The following is a 24,098-nucleotide window of genomic DNA, read 5'->3' on the forward strand; positions in this document are numbered from 1 at the left end:
CCGGCACTAGATCGTCAGCGGCGCGGATTCGGGAAATTCCACCGGCAGCGCGGTCAGCGCACGCTGGAAGGGTCCGGGACGCCAGGTGAGCTGTTCGGCCGGTACGGACAGGCGCAGTTCGGGCAGGGCGTCGAGCAGCTGGTCGATCGCCTCCTGCGCCACCAGGTACGCCACCTCTTTCGCCGGGCAGGTATGCGCCCCGACGCTCCAGGCGAGGTGGGCGCGGTTGTCGGTGTACTCCCCGGTGTCGATCGCCGGATCGTTGTTACAGGCGGCGATACTGATCATCACCGGCTGATGGGCGGGTAGCCAGACGCCGTCGATGAGCATCGGTTGCCGCGGGAAGGAGATCGCGTAGTTCGCCACCGGCGGATCGGTGAAGAGCACCTCGTCCACGGCGTCGCGGGTCGAGAGGCTGCCGCCGAGAATCCCACCGGCGAAACGCTCGTCGGTGAGCATCAGCCGCAGCGAGTTGACGATCAGGTTCTGCAGCGGTTCGATTCCCGCTCCGTAGAAGCTGTAGACGTTGTGCAGCATTTCCTCGTCGTCGAGGTTCGCCGGGTCCTGCACCATCCGGGTGACTATGTCCTCGCCCGGTTCGGTCTGCTTCAGGCCCACCAGATCGGCCATGGCCTGTTCGAGCATGGCGTTGCCTTCGGCCGCGGCCATCGTGGATCCCTCGATCATGGTGGCCATTCCGGCCGCCGCGCGACGGCTTATCTCGGCCGGGCAGCCGAGGATGTCGTTGATGAGCGCGAAGGTCAGCGGAAAGGCGTACTGCTGGATGAGTTCCGCCGAACCGGTGGTGCAGAAGGCGTTGATGAGTGGGACGGCGATCTTTTCCACCCGGCTGTGCAGCGAGTACAGATCGACCCCGGTCACCCCGGCGACCGTCGCCTGCCGATACCGGGCATGCACGGACCCGGAATTCCGGACGGCCGACGGGCGCCATTCCAGCAGGGGCAGGACGGGGCAGTCACGAGGGATATCGCGCTGCCAGATCCGGGAATCCGCCGGGAAGTGCTCGGGGTCGTTGAGAATCCGCACCGCGGTGTGATAGCCGACGACGAGTGTCGCCGGGATGCCGGGCGCCAGCTCGACCGGCACCAGCGCACCGTATCGGCGGCGCATTTCGCGGTAGGCCCGGTGCGGGGCCTGGGCGATCTCCTCGGCGTAGAACGGAACCCGGGGCCCGTCGGAACTCTGTGGGGATCCGTGGACGAGCGGCAGTTCGGTGGAGCGGGCGGCGGGCGGCGGTGAAATCAACTGTGTCACTCCAGATGCGCAGGCGGATGTGGCGCCCGGAAGCAGAGCGGCTGCCGGCACCGGAACGCCCGCGGCGAAGACTATTCGAGGGAGCCGCCCGATTCGGACCGACCGCTCGGAATTGATCACTTCGTAGTCGATTCGCAATGCGCGGTTCGGGTTCCGCCCTGGGCGGGCCGCGGCGCGAGCCAGGCTTCAGACCACCAGCAGCACACCCACCAGCGCGATGGCCGCCACCCAGACGGTGGACAGCGCCGCCAGCACGATCAGGCGCGGCCCCACCGAGCGCAGTAGTGATATACGCGCACCGAGCCCCAGCGCGAACATCGCCGCGGTGAGCAGGGCGGTCTGCAGGGCCTGCGCCAGATCGAGCACGTCCGCGGGCAGCAGCCCGGACGAGCGCAGCGCGACACATACCAGGAAGCCGACGACGAACAGCGGAACGATCGGCGGCCGCGCGGCGCCCGCGCCGGCACGCCTTCGCTGCCGGACGCCCAGATAGGCCAGTACCGGAGCCAGCATCAGGACCCGTGCCAGTTTGACCACGGTGGCGACTCCGAGCGCGCCGCCGCCGATGATGCCGCCGGCGGCCACCGCCTGCGCCACCTCGTGGATCGACCCGCCGGCCCACGCACCCGCCTGCCGCCCGGACAGCCCCATCGTGCTCGCGAGGAGCGGAACGACGAGCATCAGCAGCGTCCCGAAGACGACCACCAGCGCGACCGCGGTGAGCAGTTCCTCCTCCTCCGCGTCGATCACCCCGCCGGTGGCCGCGACCGCCGCGGCGCCGCAGATCGAGAATCCGCAGGCGATCAGTATCCGCTGCGTCCAGGGCAGCCCGAGCGCGGCACCGGCGTAGAGAGTCCCCGCGATACCCAGCACGACGACCGCCACGACGACCGCGATCACACCCCATCCGAGACCGGCGATATCGCCGAACACCAGTTTCAGGCCGAGCAGCGCGACTCCCACCCGGAGTAGCCGCTTGGCCGAGAAGTCCAGGCCCGGCTTCAGCCCGCCGGGCACGACGACGATATTGCCCAGCAGCGCACCGAACGCGATGGCGATCAACAGCGGGCTCACCCCCGGCAATACGAGACCGGCTGCCATCGCGGCCGCCGCACCGGCCGCGCACAGCGCGATACCGGCCGCCGCACCGCGCACGCGGCCCGGCCGCCTCGTGGGAGTGCCGGTTTCCGGGGCCGGGTCGCGTCGCGCACCGGCGGCCGGGCGAACAGTACTGGACATACCGAGAACTCTGCCGCGGCCGGCCCGCCCCCGGTAGCCGCCGATTCGCTATCGGTACATATCAGAATGATATGGCAATTGAGTGAGACATATACTTCGGGCATGTTCAACGGATGGCCTGACCTCGGAGTATTGGAGCTACTCGTCGGGGTCGACGATCACGGCAGCCTCGGTGCGGCGAGCCGGGTCGCCGGTATCGCGCAGCCGAACGCGAGCCGCGCCATCAAGAAACTGGAAGCACAGGTCGGCACACCGCTGCTACAACGCAAGCCGACCGGTTCGACCCTGACGCCGGAGGGCACGGTGATCGCCCACTGGTCCCGCAAGGTTCTCGACGAGGCCCGGCAGTTACTCGACGTCGCCGCCGGTATGCGCGAGAAGCGCGCCGCGGAACTCACCGTCGGCGCCAGTATGACCGTGGCCGAACATCTGATGCCCGCATGGCTGGGGCGGTTCCGGCGCACCGCTCCCGATGTCACGATCCACCTCCGGGTCCACAACTCCCGGCAGGTCTGCGACGACGTCGCCGCCGGGCAGTGCGATATCGGGTTCGTCGAATCCCCGGCCGTGCCCCGGGCACTGCATACCGTCGCGGTCGCCCGCGACCGGCTCGTCGTCGTGGTCGATCCGCGCCATCCCTGGACCCGCCGCCGGCACCCGCTGTCGATCGCCGAACTCGCCCGCACTCCGCTCATCGTCCGTGAGCCGGGTTCCGGCACCCGGACCACGCTGGACCTCGCGCTGCAGGAATACGACCGGGCCGCGCCCCTGCTCGAGCTCGGCAGCGGTGCGGCCGTCAGGACGAGCGTGCTGGGCGGGGTCGGACCGGCGGTCCTGAGCACTCTCGCGGTGTCGGTGCAGGTGGAGCGGGGCGAGCTGAAGGTGGTCGAGGTGGAGGGCCTCCACCTCGACCGCACCCTGCGTGCCGTCTGGCGGCCGCCGCGGCAACTGGAAGGACCCGCCGGTGATCTCGTACGGCTGGTGCGGCGAACCCCGTCCGGCGGCACGCCGCACAGCGACCGGGTCAGCGAGTTCCGGTGACCGCCCTTTCGACGGTGTCGGCCACCAGTTCCGGCTGTGACACCGGCGAGGCGTGCGAGGCGGTGATCTCCGCGGTACGGGACGGCGCCGCCCGCCCCGCCATGAATCGCTGCGCGGCCGCCGGGATCACATTGTCGTCCCGGGAGATCAGGTACCAGCTGGGGGTAGTCGACCACGACGGTTCGCCGCTGGGCTCGAGATTCGCCCACAGCGCGGCCGAACGCTGGTGGTCGAACATCGTCGCCGCGGTGGCGGAGTCGACGTCCTGGGCGAAGATCTCGTGGAAGTACGGTTCGGCGATCGAGCCGTCGACCCCGGCGGGACCGGGTCGCAACTGCAGCGCGGGCGGCAGGAGCCTGCTGCCGGGGAACCGGAACGGATCCAGCAGCAACTGCACGAACTCCCCTTCGGCGGGAGCGAACGCGGCGATATAGACGTTGGCCTTCACCTTCGGGTCGTACGTATTGGTGATGACCGCACCACCGTAGGAATGCCCGACGAGGACGACGGGGCCGTCGATGGTATCGAGGGTGCGCTGTACGACCTGCGCGTCACCGGCCGGCCCGCGCAGCGGGGCCGGCCGTGTCATCTGGCCCGCGACGGGTGCGCCGCCGCCTGTTTCAGCGACCAGTCCAGGGCGTAGTCGGCGATCTCCTCCCATCCCTCCTGGGAGACCAGCCGGTGGGTGCGGCCCGGAAACTCGATCCGCTCGACCACCGCGGGTCCCTGGGCGTATTTCCGCAACGTTGCCTTCTGGATGGCGGGTGGGGCGACGTGGTCCTTTTCGCCGGAGATCAGCAGCAGCGGTGCCCGATCCGGTTTGGTGAAATCCACGGCCGTGATCCCGTTCTTCTTGCGCGGCAGTGACAGCACACCTTCGAAGAAGACCCGGTTGACCGAGTTGACCGCGCTCTTCTCCCATTCGCGGTCGGAGTCGGCGCGGCCGAGATCGTTGCCGAAGGTGTAGTGGAAATGCCGTTTCGACAGCGGATTCGCCCTGTTGATCCGGAGCGGATTCGACAGGATCGGAAAGCCGGTGCGCAACGTGGAGAACGGCAGGGTCAGAATTCCGGCGGGCTGGCCGGGCGCCACGCCCACCCCCGCGATTCCGAGCCCCCGATCGAGCAGCATCTGGGTGAAGATCCCACCGAAGGAATGCCCCATGATCACCGGTTGCTGCGGCAGGGACCGGATGATCCGGTCGTAGGAGTCGACGATCTGCACCAGGCCGACGCCTTCGAGTGGGCCGGGGTCCGAGCGCACCGCGGCGGGACTGCGGTCATCGATACCGGGCCAGCCGGGAACGATGACCTCGTGTCCCAGTTCGCGATAGCGCCGGGCCCAGGTGTCCCAGCTGCTGGGGGTCATCCAGAGGCCGTGGACGAGGACGATGGGCGGTTTGCCGGGGGCGGCGGTGTTCATGGCGGTCGATGTCCTATCGGTTCGGTGCGGCGGGGCGGTGTTCAGGAACGGATGAATGCGAGCAGGTCCTCGGAGAGTCGCTGCTGTTCGGTGGCGGGCAACGCGTGGCCTGCGCCCGCGTAGACCCGCAGTTCGGCCCCGGCGACGAGCTTCGCCGAGCGCTGCCCGCCCACTTCGAAGGGGACGATCTGGTCGTCGTCGCCGTGCACTATCAGGGTCGGTACGTCGATGGCGGCGAGGTCGCCGCGGAAATCCGTGGCGGAGAACGCGGCGATACATTCGTAGGCATTGCGATGACCGGAGGCCAGGCCCTGCAGCCAGAACGCGTCGCGTATGCCCTGCGCGATGTCACCGCAGCGGTTGTGGCCGAAGAAGGGCCCGTCGGCCAGATCCCGGTACAGCTGGGACCGCGAACCTCGCTCGCCGGCCCGGATCGTGTCGAACACCTCCGGTGCCAGACCCTCGGGGTTGTCGTCGGTGCGCAGCATGAACGGCGGAACCGCGGAGACGAGAACGAGTTTCGCGATACGGCCGGAGCCGTGGCGGCCGATATAGTGCGCCACCTCGCCGCCGCCGGTGGAGTGCCCGACCAGCGTGACCCCGTTCAGATCGAGGGTTTCCAGCAGTACCGAGAGATCATCGGCGTAGGTGTCCATCTCGTTGCCGGCCCAGGTCTGCGTCGACCGGCCGTGCCCGCGCCGGTCGTGCGCGATCACCCGGCAGCCGTGCTCGGCCAGGTAGAGCGCCTGGGCGTCCCAGGCGTCGGAGTTCAGTGGCCAGCCGTGGCTGAGCAGCACCGGGGTGCCGTCGGCCGGACCCCAGTCCTTGTAGAAGATCTCGGTCTTGTCCTCGGTGCTCACATAGGGCATCGGTCCTCCTGGGGGCCTGGTGACACCTGTTCACGTTCCCGCACGGCGGTGCGCCGGCGAATCCCGTGGAGCACGTAGTCCCCACCGCCTCCCACCGTCCGGCGACTACCCGCGGCGCCGAACGGAGGTCCGTCCGCCGCCAGGGCGAAACGGACAATCCACCACACCCAAATAGTGGGACGGGTGTTATATTTTCGGCACCGTTCCTCTTTATTCAACGGATCACGAGGTTTCCGTGGCGGCATCGGTAGTCGGTCGAGACGCGGAACTGGCCTGGATACGGTCCCTGTGCACCGCCGCGATATCGGGCCGTAGCTCGGTGGTCGTCCTCACCGGCGACGCGGGTATCGGCAAGACCACCCTCGTCGCCGAGGCGATCACACAGTCGGACGCCTTCCGGACGGTCGCCGTCGCCGGGGTGGAGGCCGAATTCGACCTGCCGTTCGCCGCCTTGCAGCGACTGGTACTGGCCCATCGGCCCGCCCTCGACGATCTCTCCGAGGCACACCGGAACTCCCTGCTGGTCGCCGCGGGCCTTGCCGAGGGCGCCGTCGCCGATCGGCTGGCGATCGGCGTCGCGGTGCTGGCGCTGGTGACCGCTCTCGCCGCCCGGGGACCCGTGTTCTTCTGGGTCGACGATTCGCACTGGGTCGACGAGCAGTCGCTGGCGGTGTTCGCCTTCGCCGGGCGCCGGCTGCTCGCGGACCCGGTGGTGATGGTCTTCGGGCGGCGCTCCGATACCGCGGTGAGTGTTCATCTGGCCGGACTGCCGCTCCGGGAGTTGCCGGGGTTGAGCGTGACGAACTCGGTCCTGCTGCTGCGCTCGGTACTGCACGCGCGGATCGAACCCACCGTCGCCGAACAGATCGCCGTGGCCACCGGCGGGAATCCACTGGCCCTGCGCGACCTGTGCGGTGAGCTCACCGACCGGCAATTGGCCGGTGTGTCCCCGCTGCCCGACCCGGGCCCGATCGGCACGCGGCTGGAAGCCCACTATCTGCGCCGGATCCGGCTCCTCCCGCCGTCCTGCCGGCAATGGTTGCTGCTGGCCGCGGCGGAGACCGACGGTAACGCCGGCACCATCGCGGCAGCCGCCGCGGCGGCGGAGCTACCACGCGAGGCGTCGGCCGCCGCCGAGGTCGCCGAACTGGTCATCGTCGCCGATCACGTGACCTTCCGGCATCCCCTCATCCGTTCGGCGGTCTACACCGCGAGTACCTCCGAACAACGCCGGGCGGCGCATCGGCATCTGAGCCAGGCGTCGGCGCAACTGAACCTGAACCAGCGCGCGCTGCTGCACCGCGCCGCCGCCACGGACGGAATCGACGAGGTACTGGCGGCCGGGCTGGAGGAGGTCGCCGCCCTGTCGGGCCGGCGCGGCGATTTCGCCACCCGGACCCGGTTGCTGGTGCGGGCCGCTGATACCGGCACTCCGCCCGATCGCGGCCGCCGGCTGCTGGCCGCCGCGGAATCGGCCGTCTTCGCCGGGGCACTGCAGCAGGCGCTGGCGCTGATGGCGGAAGTGGACGAGGATTCGCTGCTCGCGGAGGAACGCGCGAGCCTCGCCGTACTGCGCAACGAAGCCCAGTTACCGACCGCGGGAGACAACACCTTCGGACCCCGCGCCGACGCGCTGATCCGTTTCGCCGTAGCCCTCGACGATGCCGGAAAGCACGACGAAGCCGTCGACGCGGTGGGCAGGGCCATTCGGGCGACCTGGCTGTCCACCCATCTGACCGCCGGCGCGACCGATACCGATATCGCGAAAACCGCGCTGAACATCGTGTCCGCCGATACGCCCGACGCGGGTGAGCTGTCGCTGCGCGCCTACGCCGAATTCGTTCTCCACCACGGCACCGCCATCGATACCTACCGGACGGCCACACGCCATCTCATCGACCACCCCTCGTCCGCACTGCGCTGTATCCACACCTACAGCGGCGCGGTCCATATCGCGACCCTGCTGATCGACGACGTCACCCGGGATGCGGTGCTCGGGGGTCTCGTCGACTGCACCCGCCGCGACAGCAGCAAATACCTGCTGGCGAACATCCTGGTCTACCGGTGCCTGTTCGATATCCAGGTGGGGCGGGTCGTCACGGCGCGAGAGCAGTTCGCCGAGACCGTCGTACTGCTCACCGCGTGCGGCTACAGGGAGAACCATCCGACCATCACCGCCCTGCGGGCCGGAATCCGCGGCTGGACCGGCACACCCGGTATCGGGCACGACGAGAGTACGGACTCGGAGGAGATCTGCCGGCGGGCCGCCTTCGGTTTCGGTGTCGACCTCTGGCAACGAGCCCGCCTGCACGAACACCTCGCGGCGGCGAACCCCGGACCGGCATGGGAGGCCGCCGAGCGGATCCTGTCCGGCACCGAACACCCGGAGGCCTGTCTCACCGCCGATCTCATCGAGGCCGCGGTGCGGGCGGGCCGGACCGAGACCGCCGACCGATTGCAGCACCTGCTCGACCGGCGGGCCCGGATCCTGGGCACCCCGCTGGGCACCGGGCTCAGCGCCCTCGCCCGGGCGATCCGGTCCGCCGACCCCGAAATCCACTATCGCCGGGCCATCGAACAACTCGCGGCGGCGGATACACCCATGTTCAGCGGACGCGCCCACCTCCAGTTCGGTGAATGGCTGCGCAGACAGCGGCGACGCGCGGAGGCGACCACACACCTGCGGCAGGCCGCGCATCTGTTCAACACCCAGAAGGCCACCGGCTGGCACGCCCGCGCGGCCCGGGAGCTGTTACCCCTCGGTGTGGAGGCCACCTCGGTGGGTGACCGCGCGACCCGCCTGACCGCTCAGGAGGAGCTGATCGCGAATCTGGCCGGGCGGGGCGCCACCAACCAGGAGATCGCCGAACAGCTGTTCCTCAGCCCGAACACGGTCGATTACCACCTGCGCAAGGTCTTCCGGAAACTGGAGGTGACCTCGCGCCGGCAACTGGCCGCCGTTCTCGACCGGCACTGACCCGTCGCCCCCCGCCTGGTCCGCCGGGCCGGGTTACCCGCCGCCGTCGGCGGCCTGTGCATCGGCGCCGCCGAAATACGCCGCCTCGACGATATCGCGGCGAGCACGCAACTCGGTCGCGGAGCCCACCAGTGCCACCGTGCCGTGATGCAGCACCATCGCCGAATCGGCGATGGACAGTGCCAGATCGATGTGCTGTTCGACCAGGACGACGGCCATCTTGCGGTCGTCGGCGATCATTCGCAGCCGGGGTAGCAGATCGTCGACCGCGATGGGGGAAAGTCCGAGACTCAGCTCGTCGATGAGCAGGATTCGCGGTTCGCACAGCAGCGCTTTCGCCAAGGCGAGCGTCTGCTGTTCCCCACCGGACAGCGTGCCGCAGCGCCGGGAACGCATCGACCGCAGCTTGGGGAAGTAGTCGAAGATGTCGTCCGGGCGGGATCGACGCCCGCGCCGGGCCAGCCGCAGATTGTCCTCGACCGTCAGCCGGTGGAATATTCCGCGGCTGTCCGGTACCAGCACCACACCGCGGCGCGCATTACGTTCGACGCGCCGGTCCAGCGGTGCGCCCAGCGCCGTGATGTGGCCCGACAACAACGGCAGCGCACCGACGGCGGCGAGCAGCGTCGTGGTCTTACCGGCGCCGTTCGGGCCCAGCAGCGCCAGGATCTCCCCCGCACGCACCCGCACGTCCAGTTGCCGTACCGCGGGGACGCCGCCGTATCCGACGGTCACACCGTCGAGGGTCAAAGCCGGTACGTCCCGGTCCGTTCCGGATCGCGGGGCCGCGGAACCGGTCGTGGTGATCTCGCTCATTCGGTGTCTCCTGCCGGTTCGGCGGGTGCGGCCGCCGGCTCCTCCGCCCGCCCCGCGGTGCCCAGATAGGCGCTGACGACCCGGGGATCCTCGCGGACCCGGCCGGGCTCCCCCGCGGCGATGACGATGCCGAAATCGAGCACGTACAGCCGCCGGCAGATATCGAGAACCAGTGACATATCGTGGTCGATCAGCAGGACGCCCACCCCGGAGCTCGCGATGCGCCGCAGATGGGCACCGAATTCCCGGGACTCGTGGGTATCCAGTCCGGCCGCTGGTTCGTCGAGCAGCACCACGCGTGTCCCGCCGACCAGGGCCCGCGCCACCCCGACGAGCTTCTGCTGCCCGAGTGTCAGCTCACCGGGCCGCCGCGCCGCGGTACCCGGTACCCCCGCCAATTCGAGTGCGGCCTCGATCGTTTCGCCCGGGAGCGCGGAGCGGCCGACGATATCGGTGAACAGGGTGCGCAGCCCGCTGGTCTGGACCGCGACGGCCAGATTCTGCGCGACCGTCAGATCCTCGAACAATTCGCCGGCCTGCCAGGTACGGGCCAGGCCGGCGCGGCGGCGCCGATGCGGGCCGAGCCGGTCGAGCGCACGGCCGCCGAGGGTGATTTCACCGGCATAGTCGGTGAACCCGGTGACCGCGTCCACGAAGGTGGTCTTCCCCGCGCCGTTGGGCCCGATCATGCCCACGATCTCACCGGCTTCCACGGTCATCTCGATATCGGTGTTCGCCGCGACCCCGCCGTAGCGCACGGACAGTCCCCGGGTGCGGAGCAGAGCGTTGTCAGGCATGAACCGTGGCCTCCTCGTCCACTCCCGCGATGGCGGTTTCGCGGTGCGCCGACTCGCGCCGGAGCGCCGCCGAGACACGTTCGATCGTCGAAGCCGCGGCTCCCGCGACGCCTACGGGATTCAGCACCGCCATCAGCAGCAGTGATCCGGCGGCGATGAGTTCGTAGTATTCGCCCAGTTCGAGTGTCTGATGCAGAAAGACGTAGCCGACTCCGAGCGGTCCGGCCAGCCCGGCCACGAAGGCTCCCGAGACGGAGGTGATTCCGCCGACGTAGGTCATCGCCAGGACGGTCAGCCCGATCAGCACCGTGAACGAACCGGCCGACAGCTGTCCTCGGCTGTAACCGATCAGGCATCCGCCGATTCCGGCGAGAAAGGCCGAGACGGCGAAGCCGAGCAGTTTCGTCGCCGCGACATCGATGCCCACGGAGGCCGCGGCCCGCTCGTTGGAGCGCACCGCCAGCAGCGCGCGGCCCGTGGTGCCGGCCATGATCCGCATGACCGCCAGGGTGCACAGTGCCACGATCACCAGGACCAGCAGCGAGAAGCGGAGGGTGACGAGATCGGTACCGTCGCGGACACCGAGGTTCACACCGAACAACACCGGGTCGGCGATGAGATTGCCCTCGGCCGGGGTCAAGGCCGGATTGTTGAAGACGAAACTCTGGATCGCCAGCGCCGCGGCCAGTGTCACCACCGCGAGCTGCGCGCCCCGGATCCGCAATGCGGGCACACCGACGAGAACACCCAGCAGCGTGGCGATGAGGGCGGCCGCGATCATGGCGACCGGGAACGGCAGGTGCCAGCCCTCGGACAGTTTCGACAGGGCGAATCCCGCCGCTCCCGCGAAAGCGGTGCTCGCCAAGGAGATCTGACCGAGATAGCCGGTCAGCAGGACCAGCGACAGCGCGATCAGCGACAGGATGATCGAGGTGACGATGCCGAACCGCCACGTACCCGTCGTCGCCACGATCGCCGCGACGGTGACCGCCACGACCCCCGCCGTCGGCAGCAACCGCAGGCGCGGAATCCGGACCGCGGGCATCCGTACCGCCCCCAGCGACCCGCGCGCGGGAATCCGCCCGCCCAGCAGGAACAGCGCGATGACGACAATGACGAACGGCACCGCGTCGCCGAGTCCGGCCTGCGCCCAGCCCGGCCAGAAATCCTTGGTGTCGGCCCACAGGATCACCGCCTGGAACGAGCCGAGCAGCAGACCCGCCGCGCAGGCCACGGCGAAGGACGACAACCTTCCGACCAGCGCCGCGGCCAAGGCCGGAATGACGTAGAAGGTGTAGCTGGTCTCGTTGAGGCCGATGGTGAAGGCGGCCAGTACCCCGATGAGTCCGCAGACCGCGCCGGTCGCGGTCCAGATGATCGCCGCCAGCCGATCGGGGGAATATCCGGTCAGCCGGGCCGCGAGGTCGTCCTCGGACCCGGCGCGGGTCGCGATACCGAGGGTTGTGCGGGTGAAGTAGAGGCGCAGGCCGGCCGCGACGGCGATCGCGACACCGGCCAGGATCAGGTCGGATACGTTGATCAGCGCACCGGCGACAGTGACGGTGCCCTCCGGCAGAATCGGTGCGGCGAACAGATTTTCGGTATCGAACCGCAGCCCCACCAGCGCCTGGACGAACAGCATCAGTCCCACCGAGGCGACCACCTGCGCCAGGATCGGCGCGTGCCGTAGCGGCCGGAACACTGCGAGATGCGCCAGCAGCGCCCACGCCGCCGCCGAGGCGACACCCAGGGCGACCGCCACCGGCATCGGCACCGGATCGGCTTCGGAGCCGAGCGCGATACTGCCGATCGGCAGGACGAAGAGGCCGTCGGTCTGCAGTGCCGCGACGACGTAGACGGCCCACAGGGCGAACGCGCCCTGCGCGAAATTGATGATTCCTGTCGCGGCGTGCACTCCCACCAGCGACGATGCCAGGACCGCGTATACCGCGCCGGTCGACAAGCCGAGGAAAACGAACTGTAGGAACTGGCCCATGACCTCTGATTCCTGTGAAGAGCCGGGGGCGGGCCGGTCGCCGGAGGATTCGGCGACCGGCCCACCAGTGGTCCGGTCGGGTTACGCCGCGCCCGGGATCAGCTGGAGGATCCGGGGGTCGGGGGTCAGGAATCCGCCGGTCACCGGAGTCTGCTTCTTATCGCCGGTGACCTCGAACAGCAACATATCGGTGGTGCAGTTCGGGCTGGTGGCCTTGCCGCAGTTCAGTTTCGGGCCGAGGAAACTCTGGTAGTCCGTCAGCTTCTTCAGTGCGCCGAGAATGGCGGGCCCGGTGAACTCGGCCGGCGGCGCGGCGCTCAGCGCCTGTGCGAAATCGACGAATGTGGCGAAGGTGCCGTAGGCGTAGAAACCGCCCGTACCACCGGCATTCTCGATGAACTGCTGCGCCGCCGCCAGATTGGTCTTCGCGGGCTCGGGGGCCGAATCGAGTGCGGGCGGCAGCCACACCGGCGAGTACGTCTGCGCGCCCACGGCCTGCGCGCCCATCGTCTCGACGAAGTCCGTGCAGGCGGCGAGGAACACCGTGCCCGTGTACTTCACCGACCGCAGCGCCTGGAACAGTTTGTTGCAGGTGTTGTCATTGGGTGCGGTCATCAGGCCACCTGCCGCCGGTGCGCCATCGGCGATGGTGGATGCCAGTGCGGTGAAGTTCGGGCCGGTGGGCGGGTAATACGCGCTCTTGACCTCGATCCCGAGCTGCTTGCCCAGGGGCGAGAGGAGTCCGTCGAATACCTGGTGCGCCTGCGGCAGATCGGCGTTCACCAGCGTCAGCGAAGGCTTTCCCGCCTGTTTCAGCGACTGCAGGAATCCGACGAGGAAGGCCGCGGGCGGCGGGCCGAAGAACACCCGGTTCTCGGCGACCGCGCCGGTCGCGGTATTGAACGGGATCTGGCCGACCAGCGGGATGCCCGCCGAGGTGAGGATCGGCATCGCCGCCGACGATTCGGCGTTGTATCCGTCGATCGCCGCGACCACACCGGCCTGGACGAACTGGTTCGCGCAGGAGATCGTCGACTCCGGCGAGGTGTTGTCGACTCCGCAGTCCACCACCTCGATCGGGCGTCCGCCGATGCCGCCGATCTGATTGTTGATGTACTCGACCGCCGCGTCCCGGCCCGTGGTCACTCCCGCCTGGGTCGCCGGGCCTTTCGACGGATTGAACAGTCCGACCTTGATCGGCTCCCCACTCGCCTGCACACCGGGCGCGATGCCACTCGGGGCACCGCCCTGCGAACTGCTGTCGTCACCACATGAGACAGCGGAAAGTGCGCATACGACTGCCAGCGCCGCGACGGCGATCCGGCCGGTTCTGATACCCATTCTGCATGCCTTTCCAGGCCGGTCGTGCCGGCGGTCAGCGCCCGGTGACCCGTCGAGCTCACTATTCGACACCGCGTCACACCCCCGGTGACTTCAGCGGCTCGATCATCGCTGTGATCTGAGCCACTAGAAATTAACGCCGCACACGAGGGGTGTCAAGAGAGAAAGTAAATGGTAATTCTGTACCGAATGAAACTACGATCTGCAGACTCGTGATCGAGCGTTCGCACCGTACGGGCGGAATCTCCGCTCCCGGGCTGCGGGCCGGCCGCTGAAATGTGAAGCCCGGCACTTCCCGTCACGTTCCGAGCCGCGGTCGCCTCCATGGGTCGAACCACACCCCGCAGCAGACCGGTATCGATCGCCTCGCGGTCCGGGACGCATTCGCCGACCTCGGTCGGGCCCTGCCGTCGGCATCGCCGCCGGCGGAGGTCAAGGGGTGGCCGACCGGACCGTCATACGTTTGATGCCGTGGATGAGCGCGCTGTGCCCGTACTCGGGTTCACCCAGTTCGACCGGCGGAACCTTGGTGATCAGCTCCCGGAACAGATGCTTCAATTCCATGCGGGCCAGCCACGCGCCCAGGCAGTGATGCGGGCCGCCGCCACCGAATCCGGCGTGGTGGTTGGGGTCGCGGGTGATATCGAACGAGCCCGGATCGTCGAAGACCGACTCGTCGCGGTTGGCGGAACTGTAGAACATCACGACCTTCTCACCCGCCGCGATCGGGGTTCCGGCGATCTCGGTGTCGCGGGTCGCCCGGCGGGCGAAGTGCACCACGACGCTGCCCCAGCGGATGAACTCCTCGATCGCGGTGTTCATCCGCCCGTCGAGATCCTCGCGCAGCCAGTCGATCTGGCCGGGATGCTCCACGAGCGCTTTGAAGGCGTGGGAGGTGGTCTGTTTGGTGGTGTCGTTGCCGGCGGCGGAGATCAGCACCATGAACGCGCCGATATCCTCGTCGCTGAGGCGATGGCCGTCGAATTCGGCGTCGATCATCGCGGTCATGAGGTCGTTGCCCGGTTCCGCGCGGCGCCGCCGGGCCAGGCCGGTGCCGGCGGAGTGGAGGAGGCCGATCTGCTTGTAGAAGAACTCGGCGCGCTCCTCGAGGCTCGTGTACTCGAGGTCGGTGGTGCCGAACAGGGCTTCGGTCGCGAAGGCGACCGCCTCCCGGTCGGCCTCGGGGATGCCGATCATCTGCGAGATGGTCTGCATGGGCAGTTTCCGGGATACCGCGTCGACGAAATCGAGGGTCTCGCCGGTCCGCAGATCGGCGACGAAATCGTCGACGATCCGGACGGCATCGGCGCGGACCTGCTCTTCCACCCGCTGGATCTGGCGCGGCGTGAACGCCGAACTGATCAATTTCCGGTAGCGGGTGTGCCGGGGCGCGTCCAGGGCGATGAAGAATTTGGTGCGGTATTCGACATCGGGCGGCATATACCCCAGGGTCGTGCCGTCTTCCGAAGAGAACAGCTCCGGATTCCGGCTGACCTGCACGACATCCCGGTACCGGGTGACAGCCCAGAAGCCCGGGTCGGGATCGGCGAAGATCAGTGAATCCGGCGGGGCATGCCAGGTGAGGCCCTCGGTCGCGCGCAACCGGGCGAACGCCGCCTCCCGGCCGTCGAAATCCTTTTCCCAGAACTCGTAACTGGAGATATCGACCTCATGATGGGGCCGCGTGGACGCCGCGCTGCCTGTCTGTGTCATGACCGCCTCCGAACCGAATGTCTCTCCTCATGGTGGCACCCCTGGGCGCCGGGGTCACGGAATCGACTGGACACCGAACCCCGGGCCGGCACCGAGTGAGCCGGAAGCCGGGACCGGCCGGGACGGAAGTCCGAGCCGGCCCGTAGAGTGACAGATCCATGCGGCGGTTGATAACGCAGCCCCGCGGAGCAACCCGATCGAACACGACACGACCCGAGCGGCGATTTCGAGCCGTTCATCAGGGAGGGCTCTGCGGCACGGCCGCGACCTGCCCGTAGTCGTGCAGAAATCGCTCAGACGCCAGAACAGGGTAGGCCGCCAGCGTGCATTACGAGGAACGAAGACGTGATTTCACGATCGAGACCCGGCCGGATGGTGCGTGCATCGAAGTCGGCGTCGCCGGCGAGGTCGACATCAATACGGCTCCGCGCCTGCACGAGGCGCTGACCAGCGCTATAGGCCGACGGCCCCAGGTCTTGATCGTCGACCTGTCGCAGGTGGAGTTCTTCGATTCCTCGGGACTGAAGGTGCTGCTGGGCATCCGGCGAGAGGCGATGGATGTGCGCGTCGCGGCATCCCCCGCGGTGCGGCGGGTGATCGAAGTCACCGGGCTCACCGAGCATTTTCGCCTCTTCGACAGTGCCGCCGACGCGATCGCGTGACCCCGGAACAAGCGGAAAGCGTAGCCCAGACCCTGGATCGGCAGGATAGCCGTCCGCCCGACCCTTCGGCGTTCGGGGCGCGATTGTCCTCGGTTCCGCACCCGGCGGTGCTGGTCGACGGCACCGGTTGTGTTCTGGCCGTGAACAGCGCAGCGCGGGCGCTGCTCCCCCGGGCCGATCCGGGCACGAGGCTGGATGACGCGGCGCCGGAATGGCTGGCTCGCGCCCACCAGGAACAGACCGGCGAGACGGGATACATAGTTGCCGGCGCCGTGGAGGGCGGGCCACTGGCGGCACAACCCACGCCGCTGGAGGCGGGAACCGTGCTGTGGTGGCTACTCGGAGACACCGCCGATTCGCTGCGTACCACCGGTGCCGAACTCGCGGCGGAGCGTAACCGGACCGATTTCCTCATCGAAGCGTCGACGGCCCTGTCGGCGTCGCTGAACGTAGAGCGGTGCATGGAAGCCGTCGTCCGGTTCGGGGCTCGTCTCGCCGACGCGGCGGTCGTCGTGGCTTCCGCCGAGAACTCCCGGCTGCCGGTGGCCACCTGTTCCGGCGACGATGTGGGGCATCGGATCGTGGACGAGGATCCCGCCGTGGTGCCGGGCCTCGCGGAAACCCTGCTCGAATACCCACCCGCACCCTCGCACCGGATCGATCCAACGGCCCTTCCACAATGGCTCCTGCCGCCGGGCTTCCGTGATCCACCCGGTTCGGTGCTGATCGTCGCACTTCCCGGACACGGACTGTCCGCCGGCGCGCTCGTCCTGCTCCACCGGGACAGCACTCATCTCGAGGAGCGGGACGAGGTACTCGTCCAACTGTTCGCGTCCCGCGCCGGGACAGCCCTGTCGGCGGCCCGTCTCTACGCCGAGCAGGCCGGAATCACCCGGTTGCTCATGCGTGAGTTGCTGCCGCCGCGGCTGCCACGCATCCCCGGCGTGGACCTGGCCAGTGCCTACCGGGCCTCGGCGAATCACGAGATCGTCGGCGGTGATTTCTACGACGTGCATCCGGCCGCTGGTACCGGCGACCACTCACTCATCGTTCTCGGCGACGTATGCGGGAAGGGCATGGAAGCCGCCGTCTCGACCGGCAAGATCCGTAATACCCTGCACGCACTCGTCTCGTTGTCCGGCGACCACGAGAAAGTACTGAACCTTCTCAACCAGGCACTGCTCACCTCGCGGCACGATAGATTCGCCACCCTGGTCCTGGCCTCCCTGACCCCTCGCGACGACGGGGTGCGGCTTCGGCTGACGTCCGCCGGCCACCCACCCCCGCTGATCGTGCGCGCCGACGGCACCGTGGAAGAGGCCGACACCCGAGGGCAACTGGTGGGCGTTCTACCGCGGGTCCGCGCGACCACTATGCGAACGACACTCGCACCGGGTGAAAGCTGCCTGCTCTATACCGACGGGATCACCGAGGCCCGGGGCGGGCGACTCGGTACCGGCATGTTCGGTGAGCAGCGCCTTCGGCAGGCGCTGTCGCGGTGCGCCGGTATGCCTGCCGGGGCGACCGCCGAATACGTCCAGATGCTCGCCACGCAGTGGGCGGGACCCCGCCAGCACGACGATATCGCGCTGGTGGTGATCGCCACGCCGCCTCGACCGGCACCGCGGCCGGCGGCAGCGAGCAACGCGCTGAGCGGAGGTCGGACACCATGAGCGAGCCGCGCACCGACACGGTGGCGCACCGCGACACGGGCGCGCTCCGGGAGCAACTCTGGGAAGCGGTTGTCCGGCGCGACGAAAGCACCGCCACGGCCACCGTGATCGCCGCTCTGGACAACCTCAGCGACCCGCAGGAGATACTTCTCGACGTCATCGCGGCGGTACAGCTACGTGTCGGCACGGAATGGGCGGCCGGCCGTTTCACGGTCGCCCAGGAACACGCTGCCACCGCGATCAACGATCGCGCGATCGCCGCACTGGCCTGCCACCCCGCCACCGCAACCCCCACGACGGCCGGCCACGTCACCGTCGCCTGTGTGGACGGTGAGTGGCACACGCTGCCCGCACGTCTGGTCGCCGAGGTGCTGCGACTGCGCGGCTGGCACGTCGAGTTCCTCGGCGCGCACGTACCCACCCGGCACCTGGTCACCCACCTCCATCAGCACAACACCGACGCCGTACTGCTGTCGTCCTCACTGCCCACCCGGCTCCCCACCGCTCACGCCACGATCACCGCGTGCCAGGCGGCCGCGGTCCCCGTACTCGTGGGCGGCGCGGCATTCGGGACCGACGGCCGCTACGCGCGAATGCTGGGGGCCGACGGCTGGGCGCCCGACGCACGCGGCGCCGCCGCCGAAATCGAGCGGGTCGTCCGACGCCCACCGCGAGCCTCGGCGCGGACACCATCCCGGCCACCGACGCCCCGCACGGACGGGGAGTACGCCTTGGTCACCAGGGCGAAGGCCGACTTGGTCACCGGCGTCCTGGCCGATCTCGGGAACACCTACCCACCGATGGATGCCTACACCGAGTTCCAGCGGGAGCGCACGGCGGAGGATATCGCGCATATCGTCGACTTCCTGGCCTCGGCGCTGTATGTCGACGACGACGTCCTCTTCGGCTCGTTCATCGCCTGGACGACCGGCGTCCTGGCGGCACGCGGTGTACCCGCACCGGCACTGGACCTCGTTCTCGACTCCCTGTCGGTCCGGCTGCCGGAATCGGCTCGCGCCCAACGCATCCTGCACCGTGCCCGCTCGGTTCCGGTGAGCGCGGCGATACACCCGGTCGGCTGATCACGCCCGGACCAGGGGCCGGCACCGAATGCCCCGCTGGCGCACCCGCCACGGATGAATCCATCACACGGGGTCATGGGTGCGGGTCGCGCGGCCTTCACCGACCGGCGTTCGGTGGGGATCACCCGTCCGATATCCGGGTCCGGTGGTCGGTCACCGGTCTCCTCAGATGCTGAATCGACGCGGCGGCCACATCCGCCGCTCGCACCGATTTCACGGCGACCGCACGTGAAAAGGGTTGGGATGGTCGCCGAGTTCGGCCCACACGGTTTTGCCGCCGGGGTGGTAGTTCACTCCCCATCGGGTCGACAGCCGCGATACCAGCAGCAGCCCGCGGCCCCCGGTGTCGTCGGGCGGCCGGATCCGCGCCGGCGCCGGGGATCCGTCGCGTACCTCCACGCCGAACCGGCCGGAGTCGACCCGCAGCCGGCAGGTGCACGGGCCGCGGGTATGGCGGACGGCGTTGCTGATCAGCTCGTCGCTGACCTGCACGGCGTCGCAGACCTCGATCCCGCCGCGGCCGGTCACCAGCCGGCGTACCTGCGCGCGTACCTGTCCCGGTGTCACCCGCTCCAGATCCAGCTCGACGGCCGGCTCATCCCACCCGCGGCCGCCTGTCACCGGGCTCGGTGTCATCACGCCCATATCGCTCCTTCCCCGCCCCGAAACAGCTCCAGCCCCTACGACCTACCCGGCACTCACCGGAGCAAACCCGGCCGCTGCCACCGGGTCCGTACCCGGCGGGCCCGCTCATCGGATTTCACCGGCGCTCGGCCGGGCCGTGCGCATTCACGGCGCGCAATCGGCCGGAACCGACTCGTCCGACAGTGCGGTGATCGCGGATCGCAGGCCGTGTGCGAGCGCGGTGATCGTCGTGGCCTCCCACAGCGGTGCGGCGTAGCGGATGTCGCCGTGGATGCCGGCCGGTTCGCCGCCGGGGCCGGTGGATTCTCCGAGCTGGATGAGGATCTCGAACTCCGCTCGCTGGGGTGGCAGTGCGCGCAGCCGGACCTCGATATCGCCCGTGTCGCCCGCGACCGGGATATCGCGGAAGAACGTGGTGACGATCTGGGGCAGCGGGCGGTCCGGTCCGGCGTGGCCGGCCGTGGCGCGCTCGAACGGGTAGTGCCTGTGCTCGTGGGCTTCGAGGATGCGGTCGCGAATCCGGTCGATCAGTTGTCCGGTCTCCGGTGCGGCGGTGCGGTCGGTGCGGATCGGCACGATATCGGCGGCGCAGCCGAGCATGGTGTCGAGTTCGCGACGATCGCGTCCGCTCAGTGCCGTGCCGATGACCAGATCGGGGCCGGCGCCCATTTCCGTGAGGGCGTGGACGAGAGCCGCGTGCAGGACCGCGTAGGTGGTCGCCCCGCGGCGGCGAGCGGTATCGCGCACCGCGGTGTGAGTGGCCGCGTCGAGGGTGAACGGCAGCAGCGCCGCCGGGTATCCACCGGTAGCGGACCGGGGGTGGTCGACGGCCAGCGGCGGGGTGTACTCCGACCCGGACAGCAGGTCACTCCAGTACCGTGCGTGGACGGGATCGTCGCCGCGGTCACGCAACCACCGGGCGTAGTCGCCGAACTGGACCGGTGGCGTCGGCCACCGGGGTGCCGCGCCTTCGGCCCGCGCGAGGTAGGCGAATTCGAATTCACGCAGCAACAGCGCCAGTGATTCGGCGTCACCCGCGCAGTGATGCAGGATCACGAGCAGAACATGATGATCGGGCGCGAGCCGGTACAACCGCACCCGCAGCGGCGCCTCGGTGAGCAGCCGGAAACCCCGGTCCAGCTCCCCTGCCAGCAATCGGTTCAGGTCCTCGATATCGGTGACCTCGCGGTAGTCGACAGCGTCCGGGTCGAAGGCCGCGATCCGCTGGACCGGACCCGAAGCGGTGAAAGGCAGTGTGGTCCGCAATATCTCGTGCCGCCGTACCACATCGCGGACCGCCGCCCCCATGGCCGCCGCGTCGAGTGGACCGATGAGGTCCACGGCGGCGGGCATCAAATAATCGGCCGCGCCGTCGCCGAGATAGTTGACCGTCCAGAGTCGCTGCTGGCTCGGTGTGAGCGGAATCGCGTCCTCGGGAAGGGACGCGGTACCGTCGCTCTCCCGGTGTACGACATCCACTGCTTCCCGGTCGGCGGCGCCGTGACCTCCGCCCCGCCCGGCGATAAGCCGCTCCAGCGCGGCGACGGTGGGCGCCTCGAGGAGATCGCGCGGACTCACCACGACACCGAAGGTCCGGCTCGCCGCCGCCGAGAGCCGGATCGCCGCGAGCGAGTTCCCGCCGATACGGAAGAAGTCGTCCTGCACGCCGACCCGCTGCTGGCCGACGGCATCGGCGAACAGTCCGGCGAGAATCTGCCGGCGCGGTGTCCGCGGCGGCTCCGCGGCGGCCGAGGCGGGCATGGTCAACGCGGTGCGGTCGACCTTTCCGTTGGCCGTCAGCGGTAGCGCGGGGATCCGCACGATAACGGCCGGCAGCAGATAGGCGGGCAGAACCCGCGCCAGCCGGCTCCGCATGACCGCCGTGTCGACAGGTTCGGCGGCGACCACATGGGCGACCAGGCTCTTGCCCGCCGCCACCCGGTGCGCGGTGACGACCGCCGCGGTCACCCCCGGCAGCTCCCGGATCGCGTGCTCGATCTCGCCGGGCTCCACGCGGATGCCGTTGACCTTGACCTGCCGGTCACCCCGGCCGAGGAACCGCACGGCGCCGTCGATACCCCAGCTGCCGTGATCGCCGGTTCGGTACATGCGCGACCCGGCGGCGCCGAAGGGGTTGGCCGTGAAAGCCGTCGCGGTACGGCCGGGCATCCGGTGATACCCCCGGGCGAGACCGGCTCCGGTCAGGTAGATCTCCCCGACCATGCCCGGCGGTACCGGGCGCAGCAGGGCGTCGAGAATCAGGACCTCGGTGTGGTCCACTGCCCGGCCCACCGGAATCGCCTCGTCGGGCAGCGGTCCGGCCGGAATCGAGTAGGTGGTGGCGTAGGCGGTGGCCTCCACCGGACCGTAGATGTTGACGATGGGCAGGTCGGGCGCCGTCGCGCGCATCGCGCGCACCGTATCGAGTGGCAGGATGTCACCGGCGGTCGACAGCGTGCGCAGCCGGGCGAGACTGTCCGGTATATCGTCGACGAGCACCTGGAACAGCCCGGTCGCCAGCAGCGCCGCGGTGACCTCGCCCTCGCGCAGCACCTGGCGGAAGTCATCGGCTCCGAGCCGGTCCGGTGTCGCGATCACCACGGTGTGCCCCTGTAACAGCGGCATCCAGAGTTCCCAGACGACCATGTCCCAGACATGGGGCGAATGCATCAGCATTCGTGCGTATTCCGGGCCCGCGGCGATCCGGTCGACCGCGCGCGCCACCATCGCCCGGTGCGTGGCGAGTACGCCTTTCGGCGCGCCGGTCGATCCGGAGGTGAACATCAGCCAGGCCGCCGCGTCGGCGGGTACCGGGACGGCCGGGGTGGCCGGGACCGGCCCGTCGGATCGTGAGACGCCGCGCACCACCGCGATATCGTCGACCACGAGTTCGGTGCCGGTGTGGTCCAGTATCCAGGCGACCCGGTCGGGCGGGTCCTGCTCGTGCAGCGGAACGCATATCGCGCCGAGCCGCAGCAGCGCCAGCGCGGCGACGACCAGCTCCGGGGAGCGCGGCAGGCGCAGACCCACCGGCGTCCCGAGTCCCACACCGTGCCGGGAAGCGAGGTGGTGGGCGAACCGTCGCGCACGGACCCGCAGTTCGCCATAACCGATGTGCTCGCCCTCGTACCAGAGCGCATGGCGCTCGGGGTGCCGGCGAACGACCGAATCGAAGACCTCCGCGATCCCGCGATCCGTCACGCCCGCCGGATCCTCGTGCGGATTGCGCGGCACGACCACCGCGGATGCGCGGGGCACCCGGCCGGCGGGCGTCTCCGCGGAAGCCGCCGCCACGTCGTCCATCGTGGTCAGCAAGCGACTGTGCAGACTCGCCAGCGCCGCGGGATCGCACCGATCGGCGGTGGTGTCCATATCGATGCGCGGCGGCCCGTCACCGAGATAGACGGCGATACCGAAGGCCTCGGTGTATCCGCTGGATGCCGGGATCAGCCGGGCGACCACGTCGCCGAAGCAGATATCGGGCGCGGCGGGCAGGATGTTGAGCACCGGGCCGGTGATCCGGTGCTCACCGCCCGGGGACGTGCCGTCGGCGAGCAGATCGAATCGCCGGTAATGCTGGTGCCGCAGTACGGCTCGCAGCTCGGCCTGCGTCGCCGCGGCGAGCGCCCCGATGGACGCGCCGGGATCGACCTCGACGCGCAGTCCGACGACGTTCGAGGTCATCCCGAGCGCGCGCCAGGAGCGTTTGGCCGGTACCGGCAGACCGAGGACCACGGTGCGCGCGCCGGAGTCGGCGTGCAGCAGCAGTGCCGTCGTGGCGGCCAGCAATGCCGACCGGTCGACACCGAATCGGTCCGCCGCCCGCTGGAATTCGCGCCAGGTGCCGGCGCCGGGCCGGCCGGAATGCCGGATGGGCCCGGATGCGCCGGCGGTGGCGGGCTGATGGGTGAACATCGGCGCGTCGGGCAGCCCGGCGAGCCGTCCGGACCAGAACGCGCGGTCGTCGGTGAACCGGCGCGAGGCGCGATACCGCCGGTCCTGCTCGACATATCCCGCGACGGTGTCGGCGACTTCCGGCGCGCTCCCGCCGGCGAGCAATGCGGTGTAGGCCCGGGCGACCGCCCGGATGAGAGCCAGTGCGGCGGCGCCGTCGAGCACGATGTGGTGGGCCCGCAGGGCCCAGAGGTGTCCCGCCGCACCGAGATCCAGCAGATGGTGGTCGAACAACGGTGCGACGGTCAGGTCGAAGGCGGGTGGCGCGGCGCGCAGTTGGGCCAGTGCCGCCGCGACCGGATCGGGAGCCGCACCGAAATCACCCCGATGCAGGACCCATTCGGCGCAGTCCTCGATCACCTGACGTGGTTCGGGGCCCGCGGTGCCGAGCCGGACGCGTAAGGTCTCGGCGGCCGCGACGACACCGCGCAGCGCGCGTTCGAAGAGGCCGGGATCGATACGCCCGCGCAGATGGATGTAGCCCTCCAGGCGATAGCGATGATCCGCGCCGTTCAGGGCGGTGTAGGCCCAGATCTCCTGCTGCGCGGCGGTCAGCGGGTGATCGATCCGGCACTCTGTTGTCTGCGTCATCCCAC

General features: G+C 69.4%; 16 protein-coding genes and 1 pseudogene. 5 read left to right on the plus strand and 12 right to left on the minus strand.

Features of this window, described 5'->3' with window-relative positions; translation table 11 throughout:
- Positions 1–6: 6 nt before the first annotated feature.
- Positions 7–1,266, minus strand: a complete 1,260-nt coding sequence (locus tag ACWDU1_RS01170) for a cytochrome P450 (protein WP_449994792.1) — start codon at positions 1,264–1,266, stop codon at positions 7–9.
- 195 nt (positions 1,267–1,461) lie between these two features.
- Positions 1,462–2,514 (minus strand): YeiH family protein, encoded by a 1,053-nt coding sequence (locus tag ACWDU1_RS01175; RefSeq protein WP_449994755.1) that lies wholly within the window; start codon positions 2,512–2,514, stop codon positions 1,462–1,464.
- Between the two features lie 102 nt (positions 2,515–2,616).
- On the opposite strand from ACWDU1_RS01175, the gene ACWDU1_RS01180 reads away from it, so the two are divergent.
- Entirely contained in the window at positions 2,617–3,555 is a 939-nt protein-coding gene (locus ACWDU1_RS01180) for a LysR family transcriptional regulator (RefSeq protein WP_449994757.1), read from the plus strand.
- Here the strand turns inward: ACWDU1_RS01180 and ACWDU1_RS01185 are convergent.
- The 3 genes and pseudogenes from ACWDU1_RS01185 to ACWDU1_RS01195 all read right to left on the minus strand — a co-directional run bounded on the left by ACWDU1_RS01185 (position 3,539) and on the right by ACWDU1_RS01195 (position 5,846).
- Positions 3,539–4,291 carry an alpha/beta hydrolase gene (locus tag ACWDU1_RS01185; protein ID WP_449994794.1) on the minus strand — a complete coding sequence of 251 codons (753 nt, stop codon included), beginning with the start codon at positions 4,289–4,291 and terminating at the stop codon, positions 3,539–3,541. The genes ACWDU1_RS01180 and ACWDU1_RS01185 overlap by 17 nt on opposite strands.
- A pseudogene (locus ACWDU1_RS01190) lies at positions 4,258–4,977 on the minus strand (alpha/beta hydrolase); the annotation flags it as partial. The pseudogene ACWDU1_RS01190 and the gene ACWDU1_RS01185, both read right to left, overlap by 34 nt.
- Positions 4,978–5,018: 41 nt before the next feature.
- A complete protein-coding gene (locus ACWDU1_RS01195) occupies positions 5,019–5,846 on the minus strand; it encodes an alpha/beta fold hydrolase (RefSeq protein ID WP_449994759.1) in 828 nt (275 codons plus the stop codon).
- 235 nt (positions 5,847–6,081) lie between these two features.
- Between ACWDU1_RS01195 and ACWDU1_RS01200 the strand changes: the two genes are divergently transcribed.
- Positions 6,082–8,823, plus strand: coding sequence for an AAA family ATPase (locus tag ACWDU1_RS01200; protein ID WP_449994761.1), 2,742 nt, complete (start codon positions 6,082–6,084; stop codon positions 8,821–8,823).
- 33 nt (positions 8,824–8,856) lie between these two features.
- On the opposite strand, the gene ACWDU1_RS01205 is transcribed toward ACWDU1_RS01200, so the two are convergent.
- The 5 genes from ACWDU1_RS01205 to ACWDU1_RS01225 all read right to left on the minus strand — a co-directional run bounded on the left by ACWDU1_RS01205 (position 8,857) and on the right by ACWDU1_RS01225 (position 15,486).
- On the minus strand, positions 8,857–9,639 hold the full coding sequence (locus tag ACWDU1_RS01205) for an ABC transporter ATP-binding protein (RefSeq protein WP_449994763.1): 783 nt from the start codon (positions 9,637–9,639) through the stop codon (positions 8,857–8,859).
- Positions 9,636–10,436, minus strand: a complete 801-nt coding sequence (locus ACWDU1_RS01210; protein WP_449994765.1) for an ABC transporter ATP-binding protein — start codon at positions 10,434–10,436, stop codon at positions 9,636–9,638. Before ACWDU1_RS01210 ends, ACWDU1_RS01205 begins: the two co-directional genes overlap by 4 nt.
- Entirely contained in the window at positions 10,429–12,432 is a 2,004-nt protein-coding gene (locus ACWDU1_RS01215; RefSeq protein WP_449994767.1) for an ABC transporter permease, read from the minus strand. The genes ACWDU1_RS01210 and ACWDU1_RS01215 overlap by 8 nt, the downstream gene beginning before the upstream one ends.
- A gap of 81 nt (positions 12,433–12,513) precedes the next feature.
- Positions 12,514–13,773, minus strand: coding sequence for an ABC transporter substrate-binding protein (locus tag ACWDU1_RS01220; protein WP_449994769.1), 1,260 nt, complete (start codon positions 13,771–13,773; stop codon positions 12,514–12,516).
- 432 nt (positions 13,774–14,205) lie between these two features.
- Entirely contained in the window at positions 14,206–15,486 is a 1,281-nt protein-coding gene (locus tag ACWDU1_RS01225) for a cytochrome P450 (protein WP_449994771.1), read from the minus strand.
- A gap of 323 nt (positions 15,487–15,809) precedes the next feature.
- On the opposite strand from ACWDU1_RS01225, the gene ACWDU1_RS01230 reads away from it, so the two are divergent.
- The 3 genes from ACWDU1_RS01230 (at position 15,810) to ACWDU1_RS01240 (ending at position 18,903) form a co-directional block, all read left to right on the plus strand.
- A complete protein-coding gene (locus ACWDU1_RS01230; RefSeq protein ID WP_449994773.1) occupies positions 15,810–16,148 on the plus strand; it encodes an STAS domain-containing protein in 339 nt (112 codons plus the stop codon).
- A gap of 134 nt (positions 16,149–16,282) precedes the next feature.
- Positions 16,283–17,821: a PP2C family protein-serine/threonine phosphatase gene (locus ACWDU1_RS01235; RefSeq protein ID WP_449994796.1), complete on the plus strand. Its 1,539-nt coding sequence runs from the start codon at positions 16,283–16,285 to the stop codon at positions 17,819–17,821.
- A complete protein-coding gene (locus ACWDU1_RS01240) occupies positions 17,818–18,903 on the plus strand; it encodes a cobalamin B12-binding domain-containing protein (RefSeq protein ID WP_449994775.1) in 1,086 nt (361 codons plus the stop codon). Before ACWDU1_RS01235 ends, ACWDU1_RS01240 begins: the two co-directional genes overlap by 4 nt.
- 213 nt (positions 18,904–19,116) lie before the next feature.
- Here ACWDU1_RS01240 and ACWDU1_RS01245 read toward each other — a convergent pair whose 3' ends face one another.
- Both ACWDU1_RS01245 and ACWDU1_RS01250 read right to left on the minus strand, forming a co-directional pair.
- Complete coding sequence (locus tag ACWDU1_RS01245) at positions 19,117–19,548, minus strand: ATP-binding protein (RefSeq protein WP_449994777.1); 432 nt, start codon at positions 19,546–19,548, stop codon at positions 19,117–19,119.
- A 144-nt stretch (positions 19,549–19,692) separates the two neighbouring features.
- Complete coding sequence (locus ACWDU1_RS01250) at positions 19,693–24,093, minus strand: amino acid adenylation domain-containing protein (protein ID WP_449994778.1); 4,401 nt, start codon at positions 24,091–24,093, stop codon at positions 19,693–19,695.
- Between the last annotated feature and the right edge of the window lie 5 nt (positions 24,094–24,098).

The organism is Nocardia sp. NPDC003345 (assembly GCF_053589395.1).